The organism is Streptomyces akebiae (assembly GCF_019599145.1).
Classification (GTDB): domain Bacteria; phylum Actinomycetota; class Actinomycetes; order Streptomycetales; family Streptomycetaceae; genus Streptomyces; species Streptomyces akebiae.
This window is the reverse complement of the sequence record NZ_CP080647.1, coordinates 3,538,725-3,558,095: the sequence shown is the minus strand read 5'-3', so window position 1 is coordinate 3,558,095 and position 19,371 is coordinate 3,538,725. Positions and strand designations below refer to the sequence as shown.

At 72.3% G+C, this 19,371-nt stretch carries 19 protein-coding genes and 2 pseudogenes; 13 read left to right on the top strand and 8 right to left on the bottom strand.

Going from position 1 to position 19,371, the window contains the following annotated elements; genetic code table 11:
• Window positions 1–69 precede the first annotated feature (69 nt).
• Window positions 70–2,187, bottom strand: coding sequence for a S9 family peptidase (locus K1J60_RS15200; protein WP_220646686.1), 2,118 nt, complete (start codon window positions 2,185–2,187; stop codon window positions 70–72).
• A 225-nt stretch (window positions 2,188–2,412) separates the two neighbouring features.
• Between K1J60_RS15200 and K1J60_RS15195 the strand changes: the two genes are divergently transcribed.
• The 6 genes and pseudogenes from K1J60_RS15195 to K1J60_RS15170 form a co-directional block, all read left to right on the top strand.
• Window positions 2,413–2,607 carry a hypothetical protein gene (locus tag K1J60_RS15195; RefSeq protein WP_005480627.1) on the top strand — a complete coding sequence of 65 codons (195 nt, stop codon included), beginning with the start codon at window positions 2,413–2,415 and terminating at the stop codon, window positions 2,605–2,607.
• Window positions 2,608–2,734: 127 nt separating this feature from the next.
• Window positions 2,735–3,685, top strand: a complete 951-nt coding sequence (mshB, locus tag K1J60_RS15190) for an N-acetyl-1-D-myo-inositol-2-amino-2-deoxy-alpha-D-glucopyranoside deacetylase (RefSeq protein ID WP_220646685.1) — start codon at window positions 2,735–2,737, stop codon at window positions 3,683–3,685.
• Between the two features lie 64 nt (window positions 3,686–3,749).
• On the top strand, window positions 3,750–4,181 hold the full coding sequence (locus K1J60_RS15185; RefSeq protein WP_033525525.1) for a DUF6113 family protein: 432 nt from the start codon (window positions 3,750–3,752) through the stop codon (window positions 4,179–4,181).
• 160 nt (window positions 4,182–4,341) lie between these two features.
• Window positions 4,342–6,519, top strand: a complete 2,178-nt coding sequence (locus K1J60_RS15180; RefSeq protein ID WP_220646684.1) for a hypothetical protein — start codon at window positions 4,342–4,344, stop codon at window positions 6,517–6,519.
• A gap of 220 nt (window positions 6,520–6,739) precedes the next feature.
• Window positions 6,740–7,236: pseudogene (locus K1J60_RS15175) on the top strand (ATP-binding cassette domain-containing protein); the annotation flags it as partial.
• 1 nt (window position 7,237) lies between these two features.
• Window positions 7,238–7,471: pseudogene (locus K1J60_RS15170) on the top strand (response regulator transcription factor); the annotation flags it as partial.
• Window positions 7,472–7,540: 69 nt separating this feature from the next.
• Here K1J60_RS15170 and K1J60_RS15165 read toward each other — a convergent pair.
• Entirely contained in the window at window positions 7,541–8,413 is an 873-nt protein-coding gene (locus K1J60_RS15165; RefSeq protein WP_259407733.1) for a transglutaminase-like domain-containing protein, read from the bottom strand.
• Window positions 8,410–9,477, bottom strand: a complete 1,068-nt coding sequence (locus tag K1J60_RS15160) for a GNAT family N-acetyltransferase (RefSeq protein WP_220646683.1) — start codon at window positions 9,475–9,477, stop codon at window positions 8,410–8,412. The genes K1J60_RS15165 and K1J60_RS15160 overlap by 4 nt, the downstream gene beginning before the upstream one ends.
• Window positions 9,478–9,617: 140 nt before the next feature.
• Here K1J60_RS15160 and fdxA point away from each other — a divergent pair, with 140 nt between their 5' ends.
• Both fdxA and K1J60_RS15150 read left to right on the top strand, forming a co-directional pair.
• Window positions 9,618–9,935: a ferredoxin gene (gene fdxA, locus K1J60_RS15155; RefSeq protein WP_005480604.1), complete on the top strand. Its 318-nt coding sequence runs from the start codon at window positions 9,618–9,620 to the stop codon at window positions 9,933–9,935.
• Between the two features lie 132 nt (window positions 9,936–10,067).
• The gene (locus tag K1J60_RS15150) at window positions 10,068–11,168 is read left to right on the top strand and encodes a bifunctional succinyldiaminopimelate transaminase/glutamate-prephenate aminotransferase (RefSeq protein ID WP_220646682.1); all 1,101 of its coding nucleotides are present in this window, start codon (window positions 10,068–10,070) and stop codon (window positions 11,166–11,168) included.
• A 58-nt stretch (window positions 11,169–11,226) separates the two neighbouring features.
• Here K1J60_RS15150 and K1J60_RS15145 read toward each other — a convergent pair whose 3' ends face one another.
• Both K1J60_RS15145 and K1J60_RS15140 read right to left on the bottom strand, forming a co-directional pair.
• Complete coding sequence (locus K1J60_RS15145) at window positions 11,227–11,640, bottom strand: hypothetical protein (protein WP_033525521.1); 414 nt, start codon at window positions 11,638–11,640, stop codon at window positions 11,227–11,229.
• 312 nt (window positions 11,641–11,952) lie between these two features.
• Window positions 11,953–12,960 carry a heavy metal transporter gene (locus tag K1J60_RS15140; RefSeq protein ID WP_450165977.1) on the bottom strand — a complete coding sequence of 336 codons (1,008 nt, stop codon included), beginning with the start codon at window positions 12,958–12,960 and terminating at the stop codon, window positions 11,953–11,955.
• A gap of 130 nt (window positions 12,961–13,090) precedes the next feature.
• Here K1J60_RS15140 and dapE point away from each other — a divergent pair, with 130 nt between their 5' ends.
• Together dapE and K1J60_RS15130 are read left to right on the top strand one after the other, a co-directional pair.
• On the top strand, window positions 13,091–14,170 hold the full coding sequence (dapE, locus tag K1J60_RS15135) for a succinyl-diaminopimelate desuccinylase (protein ID WP_220646681.1): 1,080 nt from the start codon (window positions 13,091–13,093) through the stop codon (window positions 14,168–14,170).
• 104 nt (window positions 14,171–14,274) lie between these two features.
• The gene (locus K1J60_RS15130; RefSeq protein WP_220646680.1) at window positions 14,275–15,033 is read left to right on the top strand and encodes an LOG family protein; all 759 of its coding nucleotides are present in this window, start codon (window positions 14,275–14,277) and stop codon (window positions 15,031–15,033) included.
• Between the two features lie 162 nt (window positions 15,034–15,195).
• Here the strand turns inward: K1J60_RS15130 and folP are convergent, their stop codons facing one another.
• Entirely contained in the window at window positions 15,196–16,056 is an 861-nt protein-coding gene (gene folP / locus K1J60_RS15125) for a dihydropteroate synthase (protein WP_220646679.1), read from the bottom strand.
• A 119-nt stretch (window positions 16,057–16,175) separates the two neighbouring features.
• On the opposite strand from folP, the gene K1J60_RS15120 reads away from it, so the two are divergent.
• Window positions 16,176–16,526, top strand: coding sequence for a DivIVA domain-containing protein (locus K1J60_RS15120; RefSeq protein ID WP_220646678.1), 351 nt, complete (start codon window positions 16,176–16,178; stop codon window positions 16,524–16,526).
• Entirely contained in the window at window positions 16,523–17,110 is a 588-nt protein-coding gene (locus tag K1J60_RS15115; protein WP_220646677.1) for a DNA-3-methyladenine glycosylase I, read from the top strand. The genes K1J60_RS15120 and K1J60_RS15115 overlap by 4 nt, the downstream gene beginning before the upstream one ends.
• Before the next feature lie 56 nt (window positions 17,111–17,166).
• Here the strand turns inward: K1J60_RS15115 and chcB are convergent, their stop codons facing one another.
• Entirely contained in the window at window positions 17,167–17,958 is a 792-nt protein-coding gene (gene chcB / locus K1J60_RS15110; protein WP_220646676.1) for a 2-cyclohexenylcarbonyl CoA isomerase, read from the bottom strand.
• 376 nt (window positions 17,959–18,334) lie between these two features.
• Here chcB and K1J60_RS15105 point away from each other — a divergent pair, with 376 nt between their 5' ends.
• The gene (locus K1J60_RS15105; protein WP_003966491.1) at window positions 18,335–18,502 is read left to right on the top strand and encodes a DUF3117 domain-containing protein; all 168 of its coding nucleotides are present in this window, start codon (window positions 18,335–18,337) and stop codon (window positions 18,500–18,502) included.
• 114 nt (window positions 18,503–18,616) lie between these two features.
• Here K1J60_RS15105 and K1J60_RS15100 read toward each other — a convergent pair whose 3' ends face one another.
• Entirely contained in the window at window positions 18,617–19,318 is a 702-nt protein-coding gene (locus K1J60_RS15100) for an O-methyltransferase (protein ID WP_317619752.1), read from the bottom strand.
• Between the last annotated feature and the right edge of the window lie 53 nt (window positions 19,319–19,371).

The following is a 19,371-nucleotide window of genomic DNA, read 5'->3' as shown; positions in this document are numbered from 1 at the left end:
GCCGTGCGGGTGCCGTAAACGGGCCGGGGCTCGCCATGTAGCCCCGGCCCGTTGCCGTGCCGCTCCCGGCTAGGCAGGGCCCAGCGAACGCTTCAGGAAGTCGACCTGGAGCAACAACAGGTTCTCCGCGACCTGTTCCTGCGGGGTGATGTGGGTGACACCCGAGAGCGGCAGCACCTCGTGGGGGCGGCCGGCCGCGAGGAGCGCGGAGGACAGGCGCAGCGCGTGGGCGAAGACCACGTTGTCGTCGGCGGTGCCGTGCACGATCATCAGCGGGCGGTGCGGCTCGGCGGGCGAGGACAGGCCCTCGTCCGTGATCAGTGAACTCTTCGCGTAGGCCGCCGCGTTCTTCGCCGGATCGCCCAGATACCGCTCGGTGTAGTGCGTGTCGTACAGCCGCCAGTCGGTGACCGGGGCGCCCGCGATGCCGGCGTGGAAGACGTCCGGGCGGCGGAGCACCGCGAGGGCCGCCAGCCAGCCGCCGTACGACCAGCCGCGGATCGCGACCCGCGTGAGGTCCAGCGGATGCGACTTCGCCAGGTCGTGCAGCGCCTCCACCTGGTCGTCCAGGGAGAGCGTGAAGTCTCCGTCGATCTCCTTCTCCCAGGCGGGGGAGCGGCCGGGGGTGCCGCGTCCGTCGGCCACGACCACCGCGAAACCCTGGTCGGCGAACCACTGCGAGGTGAGGTGCGCGTTGTGCGCGGCGAGCACCCGGGGGCCGTGCGGACCGCCGTAGGGGTCCATGAGCACCGGGAGGGGTGTGACCCCGTCGTAGTCGCTCGGCATAAGCAGGGCGCACGGTACGCGGCGTGCGCCCCCCTGTGTGAAGTGCACGCGCGGTGACATACCGGGATCTTCCGCGCAAGACGCCACGGTCGCCACCCGCTTGCCGTCGCGCAATACCTGAACCCGGGCGCCGGCCTGCCCCGGAACGGCCGAGACGAGCACGGTCACGCCCCCGGCGCGCACGGCGGAGTGCACGCCGGGCTCCTGGGAGACGCGCTCCATGCCCAGCTCGTTCACGCGGTAGACGTGGATCTCGCCGATCTCCGGATCGGCCGCCGCCTCACCCGCCGAGGCGGAGACCAGCACATCCGCGTCCGCGACGTCGAGCACCGCGCGGACGTGCAACTGCGGCCCGGTCAGCGGGCGTTCGCCGACCGCCAGCACCCGCGCGCCGCCCTCGTCCGCGACACGCACGAGCCGGCCCGACGGACTCCACGCGGGCGCTCCAGGGAAAAGATCAAGCCAATGTGGATCTTCGTCGGCGTGCACCATCCGAGTCGCCCCGGAGTCCGGGTCCACGGCCAGGAACAACTGGCTGAGCTGGTCCCGCGCCTGCACCAGGATCAGCGGCGCACCCGCCGCTGACCAGTGCACATGCGCCAGATACGGGTAACGGGCCCGGTCCCACACGACCTCCGTGCGTGCCCCGGCGAGGTCGATCACGAAGAGCCGCACCTCCGCGTTGGCGGTCCCGGCCACCGGGTACGCCACCTGCTGCGGGTCCCTTTCCGGCTGCGCCGGGTCCGAGATCCACCAGCGGCGCACCGGCGTGTCGTCCACACGCGCCACCAGCAGCCGGTCCGACTCCGGCGACCACCAGAAACCACGTGAACGGCCCATTTCCTCGGCCGCGATGAACTCCGCCAGACCGTGGGTGACGTTCCCCGCCCCCTCCTCGCTGAGCGCCAGGTCCTCACCGCCCTCGATACCGACCACCCGCAGCCCGCCGCGGGCGACGTACGCCACGCACCGGCCGTCGGGCGAGGGACGGGGGTCGATCACCGGCCCGGGAACGTCCAGTTCACGTGCCGTCCCGGCCCGCAGCTCGGCCACGAAAAGCCGCCCTGACAAGGCGAAAGAGGCCAACTCCACGGCCGCGTCAGTGGCGTAGCCGACAATCCCGGCGCCGCCCTCACGCAGGCGCTCGCGGCGCGCGCGCTCCTCGGCCGACAACTCCTCCGAGGAGCCGGCGAGCAGTGCGCCCGGGTCGGCCGCCACCCTCTCCGCGCCGTCCCCGAGGTCCAACACCCACAGCTTGTTGGCCCGGTCGGTGCCGGACGAGGACCGCAGAAACGCCACGCGGGAACCGTCCGGTGCGACGGAGAAAGCCCTCGGCGCGCCGAGGGAGAAACGTTGGGTCCGGGCGTGTCGGCGAGGGAAGGACTCGGGCTGGGTCGTCATGCCCCGACCATATTGGCCATGCGCCCCCTTGTGCGGCCGTGCGCCGACCGATGCGCGCGTATGGATAGTTATGATCACTACCGCTGGGTGGGTATGAACCTGCTGGCCGCTGTATGGATTTACAACTGCGTCACCCACGTCACCGGTTGACGACGGTCCCCGCCGTCAGCCTTCGACAACTGCTTCGCTCCCCAGGTCCCAGGGAACTTTTGGAGGTGAGCCGCCGTGGCACTCTCGATTTCGGCGGTGGTGCTGCTGGCGATCATCGTCTTCATCCTGATCAAGAAGTCAGGGCTGAAGGCACCACACGCGATCATCTGCATCCTGCTCGGGTTCTATCTCGCCTCCTCGACCATCGCGCCGACGATCAGCGAGCTGACGACCAACATCGCGGGCATGATCGGCAGTATCAAGTTCTGACACCTCCGGCCGCCGGGGGCCTCTCCCAGGGCCCGTCCCACCGGGCCCGCGACCCCCGCGGCCGACCGTTCCTGTGAATGACCGCGCCCGGCACGGGCGCGGACCAGGGGCCTCGTAGGGTGGCCCCATGACGGATCTGCTCACCCGCCGACTGCTCCTGGTGCACGCGCACCCGGACGACGAGTCGATCAACAACGGCGCGACCATGGCCAGGTACGCGGCCGAGGGAGCGCGGGTGACGCTGGTGACCTGCACCCTCGGCGAGGAGGGCGAGGTCATCCCGCCCGGCCTCGCCCACCTCGCGCCCGACCGCGACGACACACTGGGCCCGCACCGGGTGGACGAACTGGCCGCGGCCATGAAGAAGCTCGGCGTCACCGACCACCGCTTCCTCGGCGGCCCCGGCCGCTACCGCGACTCCGGGATGATGGGCGTCGAACAGAACGAGCGGCCCGGCGCCTTCTGGTCCGCCGACGTCGACGAGGCCGCCGCTCACCTGGTCGAGGTGATCCGCGAGGTACGCCCCCAGGTCCTCGTCACCTACGACCCGAACGGCGGCTACGGCCACCCCGACCACATCCAGGCCCACCGCGTCGCCATGCGCGCCGCCGACCTGAGCCCCGACCCGGACCACCGCCCCGATCTGGGCGAGCCCTGGGAGATCGCCAAGGTCTACTGGAACCGGGTGCCGCGCGGGGTGCTCCTGGAGGGCTTCGGCCGGCTCCGCCGCGATCTCGCCGAGCCCGGACGGCTGCCGTTCGAGCGGGCCGCGAGCGTGACCGATGTGCCCGGAGTGGTGGACGACCACATCGTCACCACCGAGATCGACGGCACCGACTTCGCGGCAGCGAAGGCCGCCGCGATGCGCGCGCACGCCACCCAGATCGAGGTCGCCGAGCCGTACTTCGTCCTCTCCAACCGGCTGGCCCAGCCGCTCCTGACGACCGAGTACTACGAGTTGGTGCGCGGCAGACGCGAAGGCGGAAGCCGGGAGAGCGACTTGTTCGAGGGGATTCCCGGCGATTCTTTCGACGAACGGCAGACTTTCGGCGAACAGCAGAACGGAACGGCCCTGTGATGCGTACGCATGGGTATGACACACGAGTGGTGCGCGCGCACGGCCGCCGAGAGGAGAGCCGGCGATGACCGCGAAGGACCGGCCGACGGGCGGGCAAGGCAGCGCGCTCGCCCAGCCGTTGACGTTCCCCCCGCTGGGGCGGGCCGCCGCACACCTGGGACTCTTCGTGCTGGGAGCCGTGGTCGGGTTGGCCGGCGGACTGCTCCAAGCCGCCTGGTTCCCCGGGGGGTTGCTGCTCGCGCTGCTCGGCGCGGCCGGGCTGTTCCTGGGCGGCGCCCGGGCGACGGGCGGCCGGGCCGGGGCCGTTGCGCCGGCCGCCGGCTGGATGATCTCCGTCGTCCTGCTGACGTCCACGCGGCCGGAGGGAGACTTCCTTTTCGGCGCGGGAGCGGGCTCGTACCTTTTCCTGCTCGGCGGCATGGCCGTGGCTGTGATGTGCGCCACCCTTGGGCGGGGGTGGCAACCGACCGGGCCCGACGCCCGACTTGGGAAGTGACGTACCACTTCGCCGCAGCGCGGGGGTGCGGGTCCCGTGTGGGTTTCCCACGCGGTCGTGGGATACGCGCCGGAAGTGGCCAGTATGGTGGTGCGCGCCGCCGAGCTGCCCGCTGAGTTGAGGTCGTGACGGGCGGCGGAGCAAACCGGGAGAACCTGCCTTGAGTCGTGAAACTGACACTTCGTCCTCCGGGGCCAATGGGCGCGGCAGCACCGCGTACCCGTCGGGGACACCGCCGTACGGCACACCCATGGCCACCCAGGCCGGTGCCGACGCGGCCCGGTCGGCCGCCGGCGAGCGGCCGGACGGACCCAAGACCGAGACCACACTGACGACGCGGGTCCGGATCAACATCCCCGGCTCGCGCCCCATCCCGCCGGTCGTCGTCCGCAAGCCGGTCGGTGACGGCGACGGCACCGCGGACGACACCGGGTCCGAGTCGGAGACCACCGGCACCACGGCCATGCCCGTGTTCACGGACACCCCGGCGCCCGCGCCGGAGTCCGCCGCGCCCGCCGACGACAACAAGCCCACCAGCGACTGGTTCGCGCCCCGCAAGGGCGCAACCCCCGCCAAGGGCACGAGCACCGGCGGCAGCAACGGCGCGGGCTTCTCCACCGGCTCGATCGGCGGTCCCGGCACCGGTGCGCCCGGCGGTCCCGGCACGGGTGCCCGCCCCGGCGGTGCGGGCGGACCCGGCCCGACGGCCGGCGGTCCGGGTGCCCAGCCCGGCGGACCGCGCCCCGGCGCGAGCACGGGTTCCAGGCCCGGCGGCGCGAACGGCGGGCTGCCCGGCGCCACCGGCGGTCAGCCGGTCGCTCCCGGCCACGGCGGCGGCACCGGCTCCTTCGACGTCTCGGCCGCGCTCGCCGGCACCAAGCCCGAGCGCGACGACCTGCCGTACTTCTCGGGCGACGGCGGCCGCCCCGGCGGCCCGAACGGCCGCTCCGGCCCGGCGGGCCCGACCGGCGGCCCCGTCACCGGCGACAGCCCGCTCGGCCCGCCGCCCGCCCAGGGCGGTCCCGGTGGCCCCGGCTACCAGGGCAACCCCTTCGGCGGCCCCGACGCCGACTTCTCCGCGCCCGGTGCCTCCGGCGCCTACGCCCGCCCCGGCGGCGGCATCAGCGACGACACCGCGGTCCTCACCCCGCAGCGGCCCGCCCCCGAACCCGGCACCCCGGGCTACGGCGGCTCCGGCCCCGTCGTCGACAACCCCTCCGGCCACACCCTGACCAGCGGCATCCCGGTCGTGCCCCCCGGCACCCAGGGCGCGCCGTTCGGCGTGGGCGGCCCCGACGGCGCCGTGCAGCACACCCCGCCCAAGCTGCCCGACCCCGGCCCGCAGCAGAAGTCCGGCCCGGCGAAGAACACCAAGTCCGCCAAGCCGGCCAAGAAGAAGGGCCGCAGCAAGCTCGGCCTGCTCGTCGGCGGTGTGATCGTCCTCGGCGGCGGTGTCTACGGCGCCGGTCTGCTGATGAACCACTCGGACGTCCCCAAGGGCACCACCGTCCTCGGCGTCGACATCGGCGGCGGCACCCGTGACGAGGCCGTCAACAAGCTCGACGTGGCCTTCGGCAAGAGCACGAACGAGGCGCTGAAGCTCGCGGTCGACGGCGAGACCGTCTCCCTCAAGCCCGACCAGGCCGGACTCCAGTTCGACAAGCAGGCCACGGTCAGCGCCGCCGCCGTCAGCGACTACAACCCGGTCTCGGTGATCGGCGCGCTCTTCGGCCAGGAGCGCGTCGTCGAGCCCGTCATGCCCGTCGACGAGGAGAAGCTCCACGCCGCCCTGCGGCGCGCCGCAGGCAGCTCCGGCTCGGCGAGCGACGGCACGGTCAAGTACGAGGCCGGCAAGGCCGTCGCCGTGTACGGCAAGGCGGGCAAGGGCATCGCGGTCGACGAGTCCACCGACGCCGTCGAGGAGGCCTACCGCACCCAGGTCGAGACCGGCAAGCCCGCCACGGTGCGGCTCCCGACCACCACCAAGGAGCCGTCGGTCGACAAGGCCGAGGTCGACCGGTTCATGAAGGAGTTCGCGGAGCCGGCCATGTCGGGCACCGTGACCGTCCAGACCGACGCCGCGCACAGCATCCCGCTGAGCCCGGAGAACTCCCTCTGGAAGTTCCTCACCGTCAAGGCCGTCGACGGCAAGCTCGTCGACTCCTACGACGAGAAGGCCCTCAAGGAGCTCTACGGCGGCACCTTCGACGGCGTCCTCATCACCCGGGGCAACGGCGAGAAGACCCCCGTCACCGTCGAGGACGTCTACGGCGCCCTCCGCCTCGCCCTGAAGAGCACCACCGACCGCACGGCGGTCATCGAGACGGACCCGAGCTAGTGCCGCGGCAGGCGACGTTCGCCCCGTCGCAAACGCTGCCTGCCGCGCCACGGGCGGCACCCGGCGGGCGCCGGTGAGCTGATCGCGCCGGCACGACGAGGGGGCACCCGGTACATCCCGGGTGCCCCCTCGCCGCCGTTCCGGGTATGACTTCCGTCATCCCGGGGTGAGGACACCCGACACTGCCGCCCGCACCCCCCGCGCGCCGACGATGGTGCCCATGACGACGACCACGACGACGACCACGGCCGCGGCCACCCACGCCGCGGTGGTGGGGTTCGACAACGTGACGAAGGCGTACGGCGACGTCCGGGCAGTGCACGGACTGACGCTCGCCCTGTGCCCGGGGGAGACGGTGGCCCTGCTGGGCCCGAACGGGGCCCGCAAGTCCACCACCCTCGACCTGCTGCTCGGCCTCAAGAGCGCCGACAGCGGCGCGATCGACCTCTTCGGCACCGGTCCGCGCGAGGCGATCACTGCCGGACGCGTGGGCGCGATGCTGCAGAGCGGCGGCCTGATGGACGAGGTCACGGTCACCGAACTGGTCCGGCTCGCCTGCGCCCTGCACCCCAGGCCGTACCCGGTCTCCGTGTCGTCGCCCGCGCCGGCCTCACCCAGATCGCCGACCGCAAGGTGCACAAGCTCTCCGGCGGCCAGGTCCAGCGGGTCCGCTTCGCCCTCGCCCTCGCCACCGCCGGCGGCAGCGACCTGATCGTCCATCGACCCGACGCTCGCGACGGCGGCCCTGTCCGAGGGCGCGAACCCCCTGACCGACCGCGAACGCGAGGTCCTGCGAGCGGCGGCCGACGGCTCGACCGACGCGGAAGTGGCCGAGGCCCTCCACCTCTCCCGGGGCACGGTCCGCAACCACCTGTCGACGGCGATCCACAAACTGGCGGTGCGAAACCGAACGGAAGCGGTCCGCATCGCGAGCGAGAAGGGCCGGCTGTGACCGCCGACGCGCCGCGGAAGAGCCAGGGGCGCGGAGAACCGCGCGACCGGCCACAACCCGCCCGCACCCTCAGTTCAGCCGAGCCCGAGCCGCCTCCGCCTGTCTGCGCATCTTCTCGGCGGCCCCGGCATCCACCCCGGCCACCACCTCCGCGTACTCCTCCAGCGCGGCGGCCCCCCGCACGAACTCCCCACGCTGCACCAGCAACCGCGCCCACTCGTACCGCAACCGTCCCGGATGCGAAGGCATCGCCAACGACAACTCCAGCGCCCACAACGCCACATCCGTCCGCTCGGGCCGCGCCGCCGCCCAGGCCCGCACGTTGTTGAGGACCCGCACCACCACGTCGAGCGGATCGGCGGGACTCAGCATCGCGGGGTCCAGCGGGGCGCCCGTCGCCCCGGCCACCAGCAGCTCCGCGTCGCTCCCGCTCAGCACCCGCCCCCCGTCGAACGGATCGGCGAGGACCTGGTCCTCACGCGGCCCGAACCCCACGACGAAGTGCCCCGGCAGCGCGACCCCGTACACGGGCGCACCCGCCCGCCGGGCCACCTCCATCCACACCACGGACAACAGGATCGGCAGCCCCCGCCGCCGTACGAGCACCTGGTGCAGCAGCGACGACTCCAGCCGCTGGTAGTCCCCGGCGGACCCGCGGAACCCGCACCGCTCGCCGAGCAGCTCGGCCGCCGCGACCGCCCACGCGCGCGGCGCCCCCGGCCGGTACGGCATCAGCCCGGCCAGCCGGTCGAGCTCGATCTCGGCGGCGTCGACGCCCGCGTCGTCCAGTGTCCCGTCGCCCGCGGCACCCACCAGCAGACACAGCAGGGCCAGGTCGGGCCGCTCGGCCCGCGCCTCCTGCGCGAACCGCCGCCGCACCTCGCCCGCCCGCTCAGGCTCCGGGGGAAAGGGCGGCGGCACGGCGGGGTGATGCCCGCTCACGACGATCCATCCGGCGCGGAGCCGGAACCCGGACTGGATCCGGGACCAGAACCGGCGTCACCGTGGTCGGCGTTCCGGGGCTCCCGGTAGTGGTGGTACGCGTGGTGCGCCGCGAACCCCATCCCCCCGTACAGCGCCCGCGCCCCCGCGTTGTCCGTCTCCACCTGGAGCCATCCGGCCGAGGCCCCTTCGTCCAACGCCCGCCGGGCCAGTGCGGCCATCACGGTCGTCGCGAGCCCCCGCCGCCGCTGGGCGGGATCGACCTCGACGGCCGCGAAACCGGCCCACCGCCCGTCCACGACGCACCGCCCGATGGCGGCCGGGCCCGCGTCGCCGGCCCCCGCCACGGTCGCGAACCACACCGACGGCCCGCTCCCGAGCACCTTCAGCGCGACCTCGCCGAGCCCCTTGCGCTGGTAACGGCCGAGCCATGCCTCGTCTGCCGAGCGCGACAGCTCGACCCCGGCACACTCCCGGTCCGCGACCGGCGCGAGCGCGCCGATCCACAGCTCGGCGGTCACCTCACGCACCCAGCCGCGGTCCGCCACCTCCGCGCACAGCAGCTCCTGCGTGCCCTCGGCGCCCGTGGCCAGCTGCAGGTAGGCGGGCAGCCGCCGGGCCGCGTACCAGCCGCGTACGGCCGTGAGCGCGTCGTCCAGGGGCATTCCGGGGTCACCCGTCGGCAGCACCGAGTTGGCGCGCCGGGTGAAGCCGGAGGCGGCCCGGAGCTCCCACTCGCCGAGCAGCTCGCGTTCGACCGGCTGCCAGGCTCGCGCGGAGACCCGCGCCAGCTCCTCGTACGAGGCGGCGGGCCCACGCCGACGGGCCGGGGCGGCGGGCACGACCTTCCCCGCGACCAGGGACGACTCCTCGATCCGTACCCGCTCCCCGTTCCGGCGGGTGATCAACAGCACGCCGCCGTCCCATGATGTGAGAACACCGACCGTGTCGGTGAATTTCCCACCCCCGGCGGCAGCGTCGTCGACGCACCGTACGGACACGCGTTTGCCCACGTCAGCAGCAGAGACACGGATCTCGAGCCGTCCACCGGCAGAGATTTCCACAGGTCTGTCCACCCCTCCTGTTCGGATCATGCCCAGGAACGGAGATACTAGGTGCGGGCATCGACGACGCCGCGCTCCCGCGCGCCAGGCGGCGGAGCCTGAGGAGGCCCGCCAGCGCCCTATCGAGGAGGAACGACAGCGTGACCTACGTCATCGCGCAGCCTTGTGTCGACGTCAAGGACAAGGCGTGCATCGAGGAGTGCCCGGTCGACTGCATCTACGAGGGGCAGCGATCCCTCTACATCCACCCGGATGAATGCGTCGACTGCGGTGCCTGCGAGCCGGTGTGCCCGGTCGAGGCGATCTTCTACGAGGACGACACCCCGGAGGAGTGGAAGGACTACTACAAGGCGAACGTCGAGTTCTTCGACGAGCTCGGCTCGCCCGGTGGTGCCAGCAAGCTCGGTCTGATCGAGCGCGACCACCCCTTCGTCGCCGCACTCCCGCCGCAGGCCTGAGAGCGACGCCGCAGGCCCCGGGGTGACGCCCCGGCGGCCCGCATCCGCGCCGCCCCGGTCCCGTACGGCCCGATCACCATGATCGCCGTACGGGACCGAGGCGTTCGCCAGTGAGAAAGTGAGCCAGATCCCGTGTCCGCAGTCAGCGACCGCCTCCCCACCTTCCCCTGGGACAAGCTGGAGCCGTACAAGGCGACGGCCGCCGCGTACCCCGGTGGCATCGTCGACCTCTCCGTCGGCACCCCTGTCGACCCGGTGCCCGACCTGATCCAGAAAGCGCTGGTCGCCGCGGCGGACTCGCCCGGCTATCCCACCGTCTGGGGCACCGTCGGACTGCGCGACGCGATCACGGGCTGGCTGGAGCGCCGTCTCGGCGCCCGCGACGTCACCCACCACCACGTCCTGCCGATCGTCGGTTCCAAGGAACTGGTGGCCTGGCTCCCCACCCAGCTGGGCCTCGGCCCCGGCGACCGGGTGGCGTACCCGCGCCTGGCCTACCCGACGTACGAGGTGGGCGCCCGGCTCGCCCGCGCGGACCACGAGGTCTACGACGACCCCACGGCCCTGGACCCGGCCGGTCTGAAGCTCCTCTGGCTGAACTCGCCGTCCAACCCCACGGGCCGGGTGCTGTCCAAGGCCGAGCTGACCCGGATCGTGGCGTGGGCCCGCTCGCACGGCATCCTGATCTTCTCCGACGAGTGCTACCTGGAGCTGGGCTGGGAGGCCGACCCGGTCTCCGTCCTCCACCCGGACGTCAACGGCGGCTCGTACGAGGGCATCGTCGCCGTCCACTCCCTCTCCAAGCGCTCCAACCTGGCCGGGTACCGCGCGGCCTTCCTCGCCGGTGACCCGGACGTCCTCGGCCCGCTCCTGCAGATCCGCAAGCACGGCGGCATGATGACCGCGGCCCCCACCCAGGCCGCCGTGGTCGCCGCCCTCGGGGACGACGCCCACGTCCAGGAGCAGCGCGCCCGCTACGCGGCCCGCCGCACGGCCCTCCGCGACGCCCTCGTCGCCCACGGCTTCCGCATCGAACACAGCGAGGCCAGCCTCTACCTCTGGGCCACCCGGGGCGAGTCCTGCTGGACCACCGTCGCCCACCTCGCCGACCTCGGCATCCTCGTGGCCCCCGGCGACTTCTACGGCTCAGCGGGCGACCACCACATCCGTGTGGCCTTCACGGCGACGGACGAGCGCGTGGCGACAGCGGTCGAACGCCTGTCCCGGGCGTAGCGCACACGACGTCGAAGGGGCCCGGGGAGTTCCCCGGGCCCCTTCGACGTACGGCAGGTCAGCCGAGCGGGCTCTTCGCCGGCAGCTGCCCCGTCGGCAGCCCGCCCTTCGTCGCCGTCTTGGTCGTGTCGCCCAGGACGGTGCCCGCGGATCCGGCAGCCTCCCCGGCGGCCTTCTGCGCGACGGGCGTCGTCGTCTTGACGGCCTTCCCGCCGGTCTTGCTCACGGTCGGCAGGGTCTGCTTGGACGCCTTGGTGCCGGCGTCGCTCGCGACCCCGGTGACGTTCTGCGTCGCGCCGTCCACGGTGCTGCCGGCGTTCGCCCCGTCCACGGCGGACAGGCCGCCGAGGTTCGGGGTGGCCGGGAGTTCGGGCGCCGCACTCGCGGAGCCGGCCGCACCGACCACGGAGGCCGCTCCCGCTGCGGTCAGCAGCGCGGCACGGGCGATCCGGCGGGTCAGGGGGAGGGACATGGTGCTCCTTTGACGGAAGAGAACGTTGAAGTGTCCGACCGCGCCCGGGAGTTGATCGTTCCGGGCTCGGACGCAGTGACTACCGCTCGAAGTCCCCGAAGGTTGCGGCGCCCCGACGTAAAGAGTTTGCAATGCGTCGCATGATCAAATGTGGATCCAGTCGGACAAACGCCACCCGCTCTGACAGTCTGCTGAATCCTTACGGCCCTGTGTTCCCAACGGATTCCGCACACCGGGGGTGAGCAGGGGAAAACCCGTGCACCCCGTCCACCCGACGCGCCGCGCCTACCCCGCACGGGTGAGCCGTGCGGCCTACTGTCCAGTGACGATTCGGACCTCGGTGGTGGTGCCCACCGCACCGCCCGCCGCGCCCCGGGCCTTGCGCCACGCGCCGGCCCGTCCTTCGGCGACCCACTCCCGGCCCGCGTAGGAGACGCGCTCGACGCCGAGCCGGGAGGAGTTGGCCACGGCCCAGTGGGCCAGCTTCCAGCCGCGCCGGGCCCGGTCCGCCTCCTCGGCGTCCCCGAGGGGGATGGTCACGGTCCCGGCGGCGGGGGAGACGCTCGGACTCGGTGCCGCACTCGCCTCGGCGGAGGCGCCGTCCTCGGAGCTCACCACCGCCGCGGCCGACTCGAACGCGTCGTCCCCGAAGTCCCGGGCGAGCGCGCTGCGCACGGCGTCCGGGCCGCCCGCGTAGGCGGTGCCGGTGCCGGTCGTGTCCCGGCGCCCCTCGCACGTCAGCGTGGCCGCCGACCGCCCGGTCAGCGCGGCGGCTAGCAGCGTGGCGTCGGGCTCGTGCTTGGCGTACGCCTCCGGATAGCCGCTGCGCTGCACGCGCTGGGCGGCCACCGTCAGCGGCAACTGCTCGTAGCCGTCGACCTTGACGAGGTGCTCGTAGAACTCACCCGCCGCGTACACCGGGTCCTGGATCTGCTGCTCGGTGCCCCAGCCCTGCGACGGCCGCTGCTGGAAGAGGCCGAGCGAGTCCCGGTCGCCGTGCGCGATGTTGCGCAGGCTCGACTCCTGCAGTGCGGTCGCCAGCGCGATCGTCACGGCCCGCTCGGGCAGCTCGCGCGCGGTGCCGACCGCCGAGATCGTCGCCGCGTTGGCCGCCTGCTCGGGCGTGAACTCGTACGACGCCCCGTCGCCGGCCCCGGACACGACCACACACCGCGGGGTGCCGTTTCCACCGGTCAGATACTGCACGGTGAGATACGCCCCGATCGCGGCGAGCACGACGAAGGCCGCCATGAACTGCAGCACACGACGGCCGCGACGGCGGGGACGGGGACCTGGGGGGAAGGGGTACGGCTCCGACACGCGGTCCAAGGTACTGGACGGTAATGGCACTCGTGCAGGAGTTGTGAACAGTGATGTGAACAGGGGTGCGGAAGTGACCGGATCCACTCGCCGGGAGGCCCGGACCCTGCGGCGCGTTAGGGTCGGGGACATGGCCGAGACCCCGATTGACCTCACGCTGGACGCCGCGCGGCTGACCGCGCAGCTCGTCGACTTCCCCTCCGAGAGCGGCACCGAGAAGCCCCTCGCGGACGCGATCGAGACCGCCCTGCGCGCCCTGCCGCACCTCACGGTCGACCGGTACGGCAACAACATCGTCGCCCGTACCGACCTCGGCCGCGCGGAGCGCGTGATCCTGGCCGGCCACATCGACACCGTGCCCATCGCGGACAACGTCCCCTCCCGCCTCGACGACGACGGCGTCCTGTGGGGCTGCGGCACCTGCGACATGAAGTCCGGCGTCGCGGTGCAGCTGCGCATCGCGGCCACGGTCCCGGCCCCCAACCGCGACCTGACCTTCGTCTTCTACGACAACGAAGAGGTCGCCGCGGACCTGAACGGCCTGAAGCACGTCTCCGAGGAGCACCCCGAGTGGCTCGCGGGCGACTTCGCGGTCCTCCTGGAGCCCACCGACGGCGAGGTGGAGGGCGGCTGCCAGGGCACCCTGCGGGTCCTGCTGACGACCAAGGGCGAGCGCGCCCACTCCGCCCGCGGCTGGATGGGCTCCAACGCCATCCACGCGGCAGCCCCGATCCTGGCGAAGCTGGCCGCCTACGAGCCGCGCCACCCGGTGATCGACGGCCTGGAGTACCGCGAGGGTCTGAACGCCGTCGGCATCTCGGGCGGCGTGGCAGGCAACGTCATCCCCGACGCGTGCGTCGTGTCGGTCAACTTCCGCTACGCGCCCGACCGCAGCGAGGAGGAGGCCATCGCCCACGTGCGCGAGGTCTTCGCCGACTGCGGGGTCGAGGAGTTCGTCGTCGACGACCACAGCCCCGGCGCACTGCCCGGCCTGTCCCACCCGGCGGCCGCGGCGTTCATCGAGGCGGTCGGCGGCACGGCACATCCCAAGTACGGCTGGACGGACGTCTCCCGCTTCAGCGCGCTCGGCGTCCCGGCCGTCAACTACGGCCCCGGCAACCCGCACTTGGCGCACCGACGCGACGAACGGGTGGAGACGGCGAAGATCCTGAAGGGCGAGGAACGCCTGAGGTCCTGGCTGACGGCGTGAAGTGTCCGGCGCGGCGGATGGCGCCGGACACGCTGACGTCCCCCGTCCGTAACCCGTATGGATCTACGCTGAGGTGAACCACCAGCACGGCGGAGGGAGCGGACATGGCGACCGGCAACCCCGAGGGCAAGAAGCAGCCACCCGAGGAGCAGCGGCTCGGACCGGTGCTGCGCAGACGCGGCCAGGTTCAGGCGAGCACGACGGACCAGCGGCTGCTGGACGCGGGCGGTCCCTCGGACTGGGTCCACACGGACCCCTGGCGGGTCCTGCGCATCCAGTCCGAGTTCATCGAGGGTTTCGGCACCCTCGCCGAACTCCCGCCCGCGATCAGTGTCTTCGGCTCCGCCCGCACTCCCACCGACTCACCGGAGTACGAGGCGGGCGTCCGGCTCGGCCGCGGCCTGGTGGAAGCCGGCTTCGCCGTCATCACCGGCGGCGGCCCGGGCGCGATGGAGGCGGCCAACAAGGGTGCCCTGGAAGCGGGCGGCACCTCCGTCGGCCTCGGCATCGAGCTCCCCTTCGAACAGGGCCTGAACCAATACGTCGACATCGGCCTCAACTTCCGCTACTTCTTCGTCCGGAAGATGATGTTCGTCAAGTACGCCCAGGGCTTCGTGGTGCTGCCCGGCGGCCTCGGCACTCTCGACGAACTCTTCGAGGCCCTCACCCTCGTCCAGACCCAGAAGGTCACGCGCTTCCCCATCGTCCTCTTCGGCGAGTCCTACTGGGGCGGCCTCGTCGACTGGCTGACCAACACCCTCATCGCCCAGGGCAAGGCCGCGGAGAAGGACCTGACGCTCTTCCACGTCACGGACGACGTCGACGAGGCGGTGGCCCTGGTCTCGAAGGAGGCGGGCAGATAACTCCCGGACGACCCCCGCGCCTTCAGGGGCGCGGGGAACTGCGCGAGAACCCCCACCGGACCGGCAGCCGGAATCAGTGGGCCGGGGGGGGACAGCCGGGGGGCAAAGGGGCGCAGCCCCTTTGAGGACGGGACGGGTAGGGGCGGCGGGGGCGAAAAAGAACTAGGCAAGCCCCCGCCGGGCAACGGCAGGCTCGTGCCACCCCGCGATCGCCCCCACCATCTCCACCACCTGCCGGGTCTCAGCCACCTCATGCACCCGATACACCTGAGCCCCCAGCCAGGCCGAGACAGCGGTGGTCGCCAACGTCCCCACCACCCGCTCCTTCACCGGCTTGTCCAGCGTCTCCCCCACGAAGTCCTTGTTGGACAGGGACACCAGCACCGGCCACCCCGTCGCGACCATCTCCCCCAACCGCCGCGTCGCCTCCAGACTGTGCCGCGTGTTCTTCCCGAAGTCATGCCCCGGATCGATCATCACGGACTCCCGGGGCACCCCCAACGCCACCGCCCGCTCCGCCAACCCCACGGTCACCCGCAGCACGTCGGCCATCACGTCGTCGTACTCGACCCGATGCGGCCGGGTACGCGGCTCGGTCCCGCCCGCGTGCGTACACACCAGCCCCACCCGATACCGTGCCGCGACCTCGGCGAGCCGGGGATCGACCCCACCCCACGCGTCGTTGAGCAGATCCGCCCCGGCCTCGCACACGGCCTCACCGACCTCGTGCCGCCAGGTGTCGACGCTGATGATCACCTCGGGAAACCGCCGCCGCACCTCCGCCACGAACCCCACGGTCCGCCGCGCCTCCTCCGCTGCGGTCACTTCCTCCCCGGGGCCGGCCTTCACCCCGCCGATGTCGATGATGGCCGCGCCGTCGGCGACCGCCTGCTCCACACGCGCGAGCGCCGGCTCGTCACGGAAGGTGGCTCCCTGGTCGTAGAAGGAGTCCGGCGTCCGGTTCACGATCGCCATGATCACCGGCTCGTGCGGGCCGAATTCCCGCTTGCCCAGCCTGAGCATCCGCTGTGACCTCTCCCAGTACGTCCCGTCGACTGCCGGCCTTGCCCGACCGCCTGCGACCTTAACTGTCAGACTCGCATGGCACGATCGGAGCCGAACACACTCGAGGGGACCCAGCGATGTTCATGTTCTTGTTCCTGGTCGTCGCGCTCGCCGTCGTGGTCGCCGCGGTGACGCTCGCGGTGGTCGGCGGCGGCGACAACGCGGTGCTGCCGGAGGCCGAGGGCGAGCGGCTCCAGGACCCGCTTCCGGCGCACCGCCCGGTCAACCGCGCGGACGTCGAGGCGCTCCGTTTCCCGGTCGCCCTCCGCGGCTACCGCATGGTGGACGTGGACGACGCCCTCGGCCGCCTCAGCGCCGAGATCTCCGAGCGGGACGCCCGGATCGCCGACCTGGAGTCCGCGCTCGCGGGCGCCCGCGCGGCGACCGTGACCTCGCTGCACAAGCCGGAGGAGGGCGACCACCGGTGAGTGACGGCACCGCCCTGCCCGGCCCCGACGGCGCGCTGCGCTGCCCCTGGGCCCTGTCCACCGACGACTACGTCACCTACCACGACGAGGAGTGGGGCCGCCCGGTCCACGGCGACGACGCCCTGTACGAACGGCTCTGCCTGGAGGCCTTCCAGTCCGGCCTCTCCTGGATCACCATCCTGCGGCGCCGCGAGGGCTTCCGCTCCGCGTTCGCCGACTTCAAGATCGCCTCGGTCGCCCTGTTCACCGAGGCCGACCAGGAACGCCTGCTCGCCGATACCGGCATCATCCGCAACCGCGCCAAGATCGAGGCGACCGTCGCCAACGCCCGCGAGCTGTCCACCTGGACCTCCGGCGAGCTGGACGAACTCATCTGGTCCCACGCCCCGGACCCGACGACCCGCCCGGCCCCGAGAACCCTCGCGGACGTCCCGGCGGTCACCCCCGAGTCCACGGCCCTGTCCAAGGCCCTGAAGAAACGAGGCATCCGCTTCGTGGGCCCCACGACGGCGTACGCCCTGATGCAGGCGTGCGGCCTGGTCGACGACCACTTGGAGACATGCGTCGCGAGAAGCGCCCCCTGAGAGGCGCGGGGAACTGCGCGATCAACCCCGTCGAACCCGCAGCTCCCCACGGACCGTCACCGCCCCAGGTACTTCGGCTCTTCCTTGTTCACGAAGGCCCGCACAGCGATCTGGTGGTCCTCCGAAGCCCCGGCCCGAGTCTGGAGCTCGTCCTCCTTCTCCAGCGTCTCGGCCAGCGAGTGCGTGAACCCGTACGCCACCGCCTCCTTGATCGCCGCGTACGCCACGGTCGGCCCCTCGGCCAGCATCCGCGCGACCTCCTCGGCGGCGGTGTGCAGCGAGGCCGCCGGCACGACCCGGTTGGCGATCCCCAGCTCGTACGCCTCCTGCGCCTTGATGCTGCGCGGGAACAGCAGCAGATCGGCGGCACGGCCGGGGCCGATCACCCGCGGCAGGGTCCACGAGACCCCGGAGTCCGCCGTGAGCGCCACCCCGGCGAAGGACGTGTTGAAGGAGGCCGTGTCGGCGACCACCCGGTAGTCCGCCGCGAGGGCGAACCCCAGACCGGCACCGGCCGCGACACCGTTGACCCCGGCCACCACGGGCTTCGCCATCTCGGTGAGCGCCTTCACCACGGGGTTGTAGTGCTCCTTGACCGTGCTCATGACCTGCCCCGAGTCCTCGATCAGCAGCCCGATGTGCTCCTTGAGGTCCTGGCCCACACAGAACGCCCGCTCCCCGGCGGCCGTCAGCAGCACCGCCCGCACCGCGTCGTCTCCGGCGGCCTCCTCCACGGCCTCCCGCAGCGCGACCTTCGTCGCGATGTTCAGCGCGTTCATCGCCTCGGGGCGGTTCAGAGTGATCGTCGCGAGTCCGTCGTGCACCTCGTAGAGCACGGTGTCGGCCATGGCGGTTCCCCTCCGGTGTCGCGGCAGGCGACGTACTGATCAGTACGCCCTCGTCACAGCACAGCATGGCGGAGTTCACGGGCGACGGCCGGGCCCGGACGTGTGACCTGCGTCAAAGAATCACCAATGGGGGAGCACCCGGCTGGGACCGTGCGGTGGCGCAGTATCGCAGTCACACCGCCGAATTGGGTGGTTTTGCTCGCGCGCGTTGCCCAAGCGATGCCGACCGATGTTGGTCATCGGGTCATGAGATGCGGGATAATGGCCTGGAAGCAATGTGTTCGATGCCGGTGTCGCGTGTCCCCAGGTGGGCCCGCGCCTGCCCTCCCGGGCCGTCGGCTTTGGCGATGAGCTGGTTTCAGGAAGGGGTACGAGCATGGCGGCCATGAAGCCGCGGACGGGCGATGGCCCGCTCGAGGTGACCAAGGAGGGGCGGGGCATCGTCATGCGCGTTCCGCTCGAAGGCGGCGGTCGGCTCGTCGTCGAGCTGACCCCGGACGAGGCGGACGCCCTCGGAGACGCCCTCAAGAAGGTCGTCGGCTGACGCGCGTAGCGACCATACCCTTTCAGTTGCCCCGGCACCGCCGCACTCGGTGGTGCCGGGGCGCTGTTGTGCCAGGGGGTGTGATCGGGGGCGGGCCGGGTTCGGGGTGGCCGCTCAGCGCTTGACCGCGCACAGCAGGCCGTCGCCCACCGGGAGCAGGGACGGCACCAGCTCGGGGCTCTCCCGGACCGTGCGCAGCAGCTCCCGCAGGCGTATGACCTCCGTGGGCTGAGGGTTGGAATCCACCGTCCGGCCACTGGCGAACACACCCTCGAACGCCACGAGGCCACCGGGCCTGAGCAGACGCAACGATTCAGCGAGGTAGTCCAGGCACTCCAGCCGGTCGCCGTCGCAGAAGACCAGGTCGTACCCGGCGTCCGCGAGCCGGGGGAGCACGTCCAGGGCGTGGCCCGGGATGAAGCGCGCGCGGTTGCTGGCGAAGCCCGCCGCGCGGAACGCCTGCCGGGCGAACTGCTGGTGGTCCGGTTCCGGATCCACGGTGGTCAGCACCCCGTCGGGCCGCATACCGTGCAGCAGGTGGATCCCGGAGACGCCGGTCCCGGTCCCGATCTCCGCCACCGCCTTGGCGTCCACGGTGGCGGCGAGCACCCGCAGCGCGGCGCCCGTGCCGGGCGACACCGAGCGCAGCCCTGCCTCCCGGGCCCGTTCCCGGGCCCAGCGCAGCGCCTCGTCCTCGGCGACAAAGGCGTCGGCGAACGCCCAGCTCGTCAGCCGGTTGCCGGTAATGACCCTCTCCTTATGTCCCCGTGGTTGCCTGGGCGTGACTGTATCCGTTGCCGTCGGGAACCTGCTGATGGGACCGGTCGTTTAAAGGGATGAGTGAGTGACGGGGCCGCGACGGGGGGCAC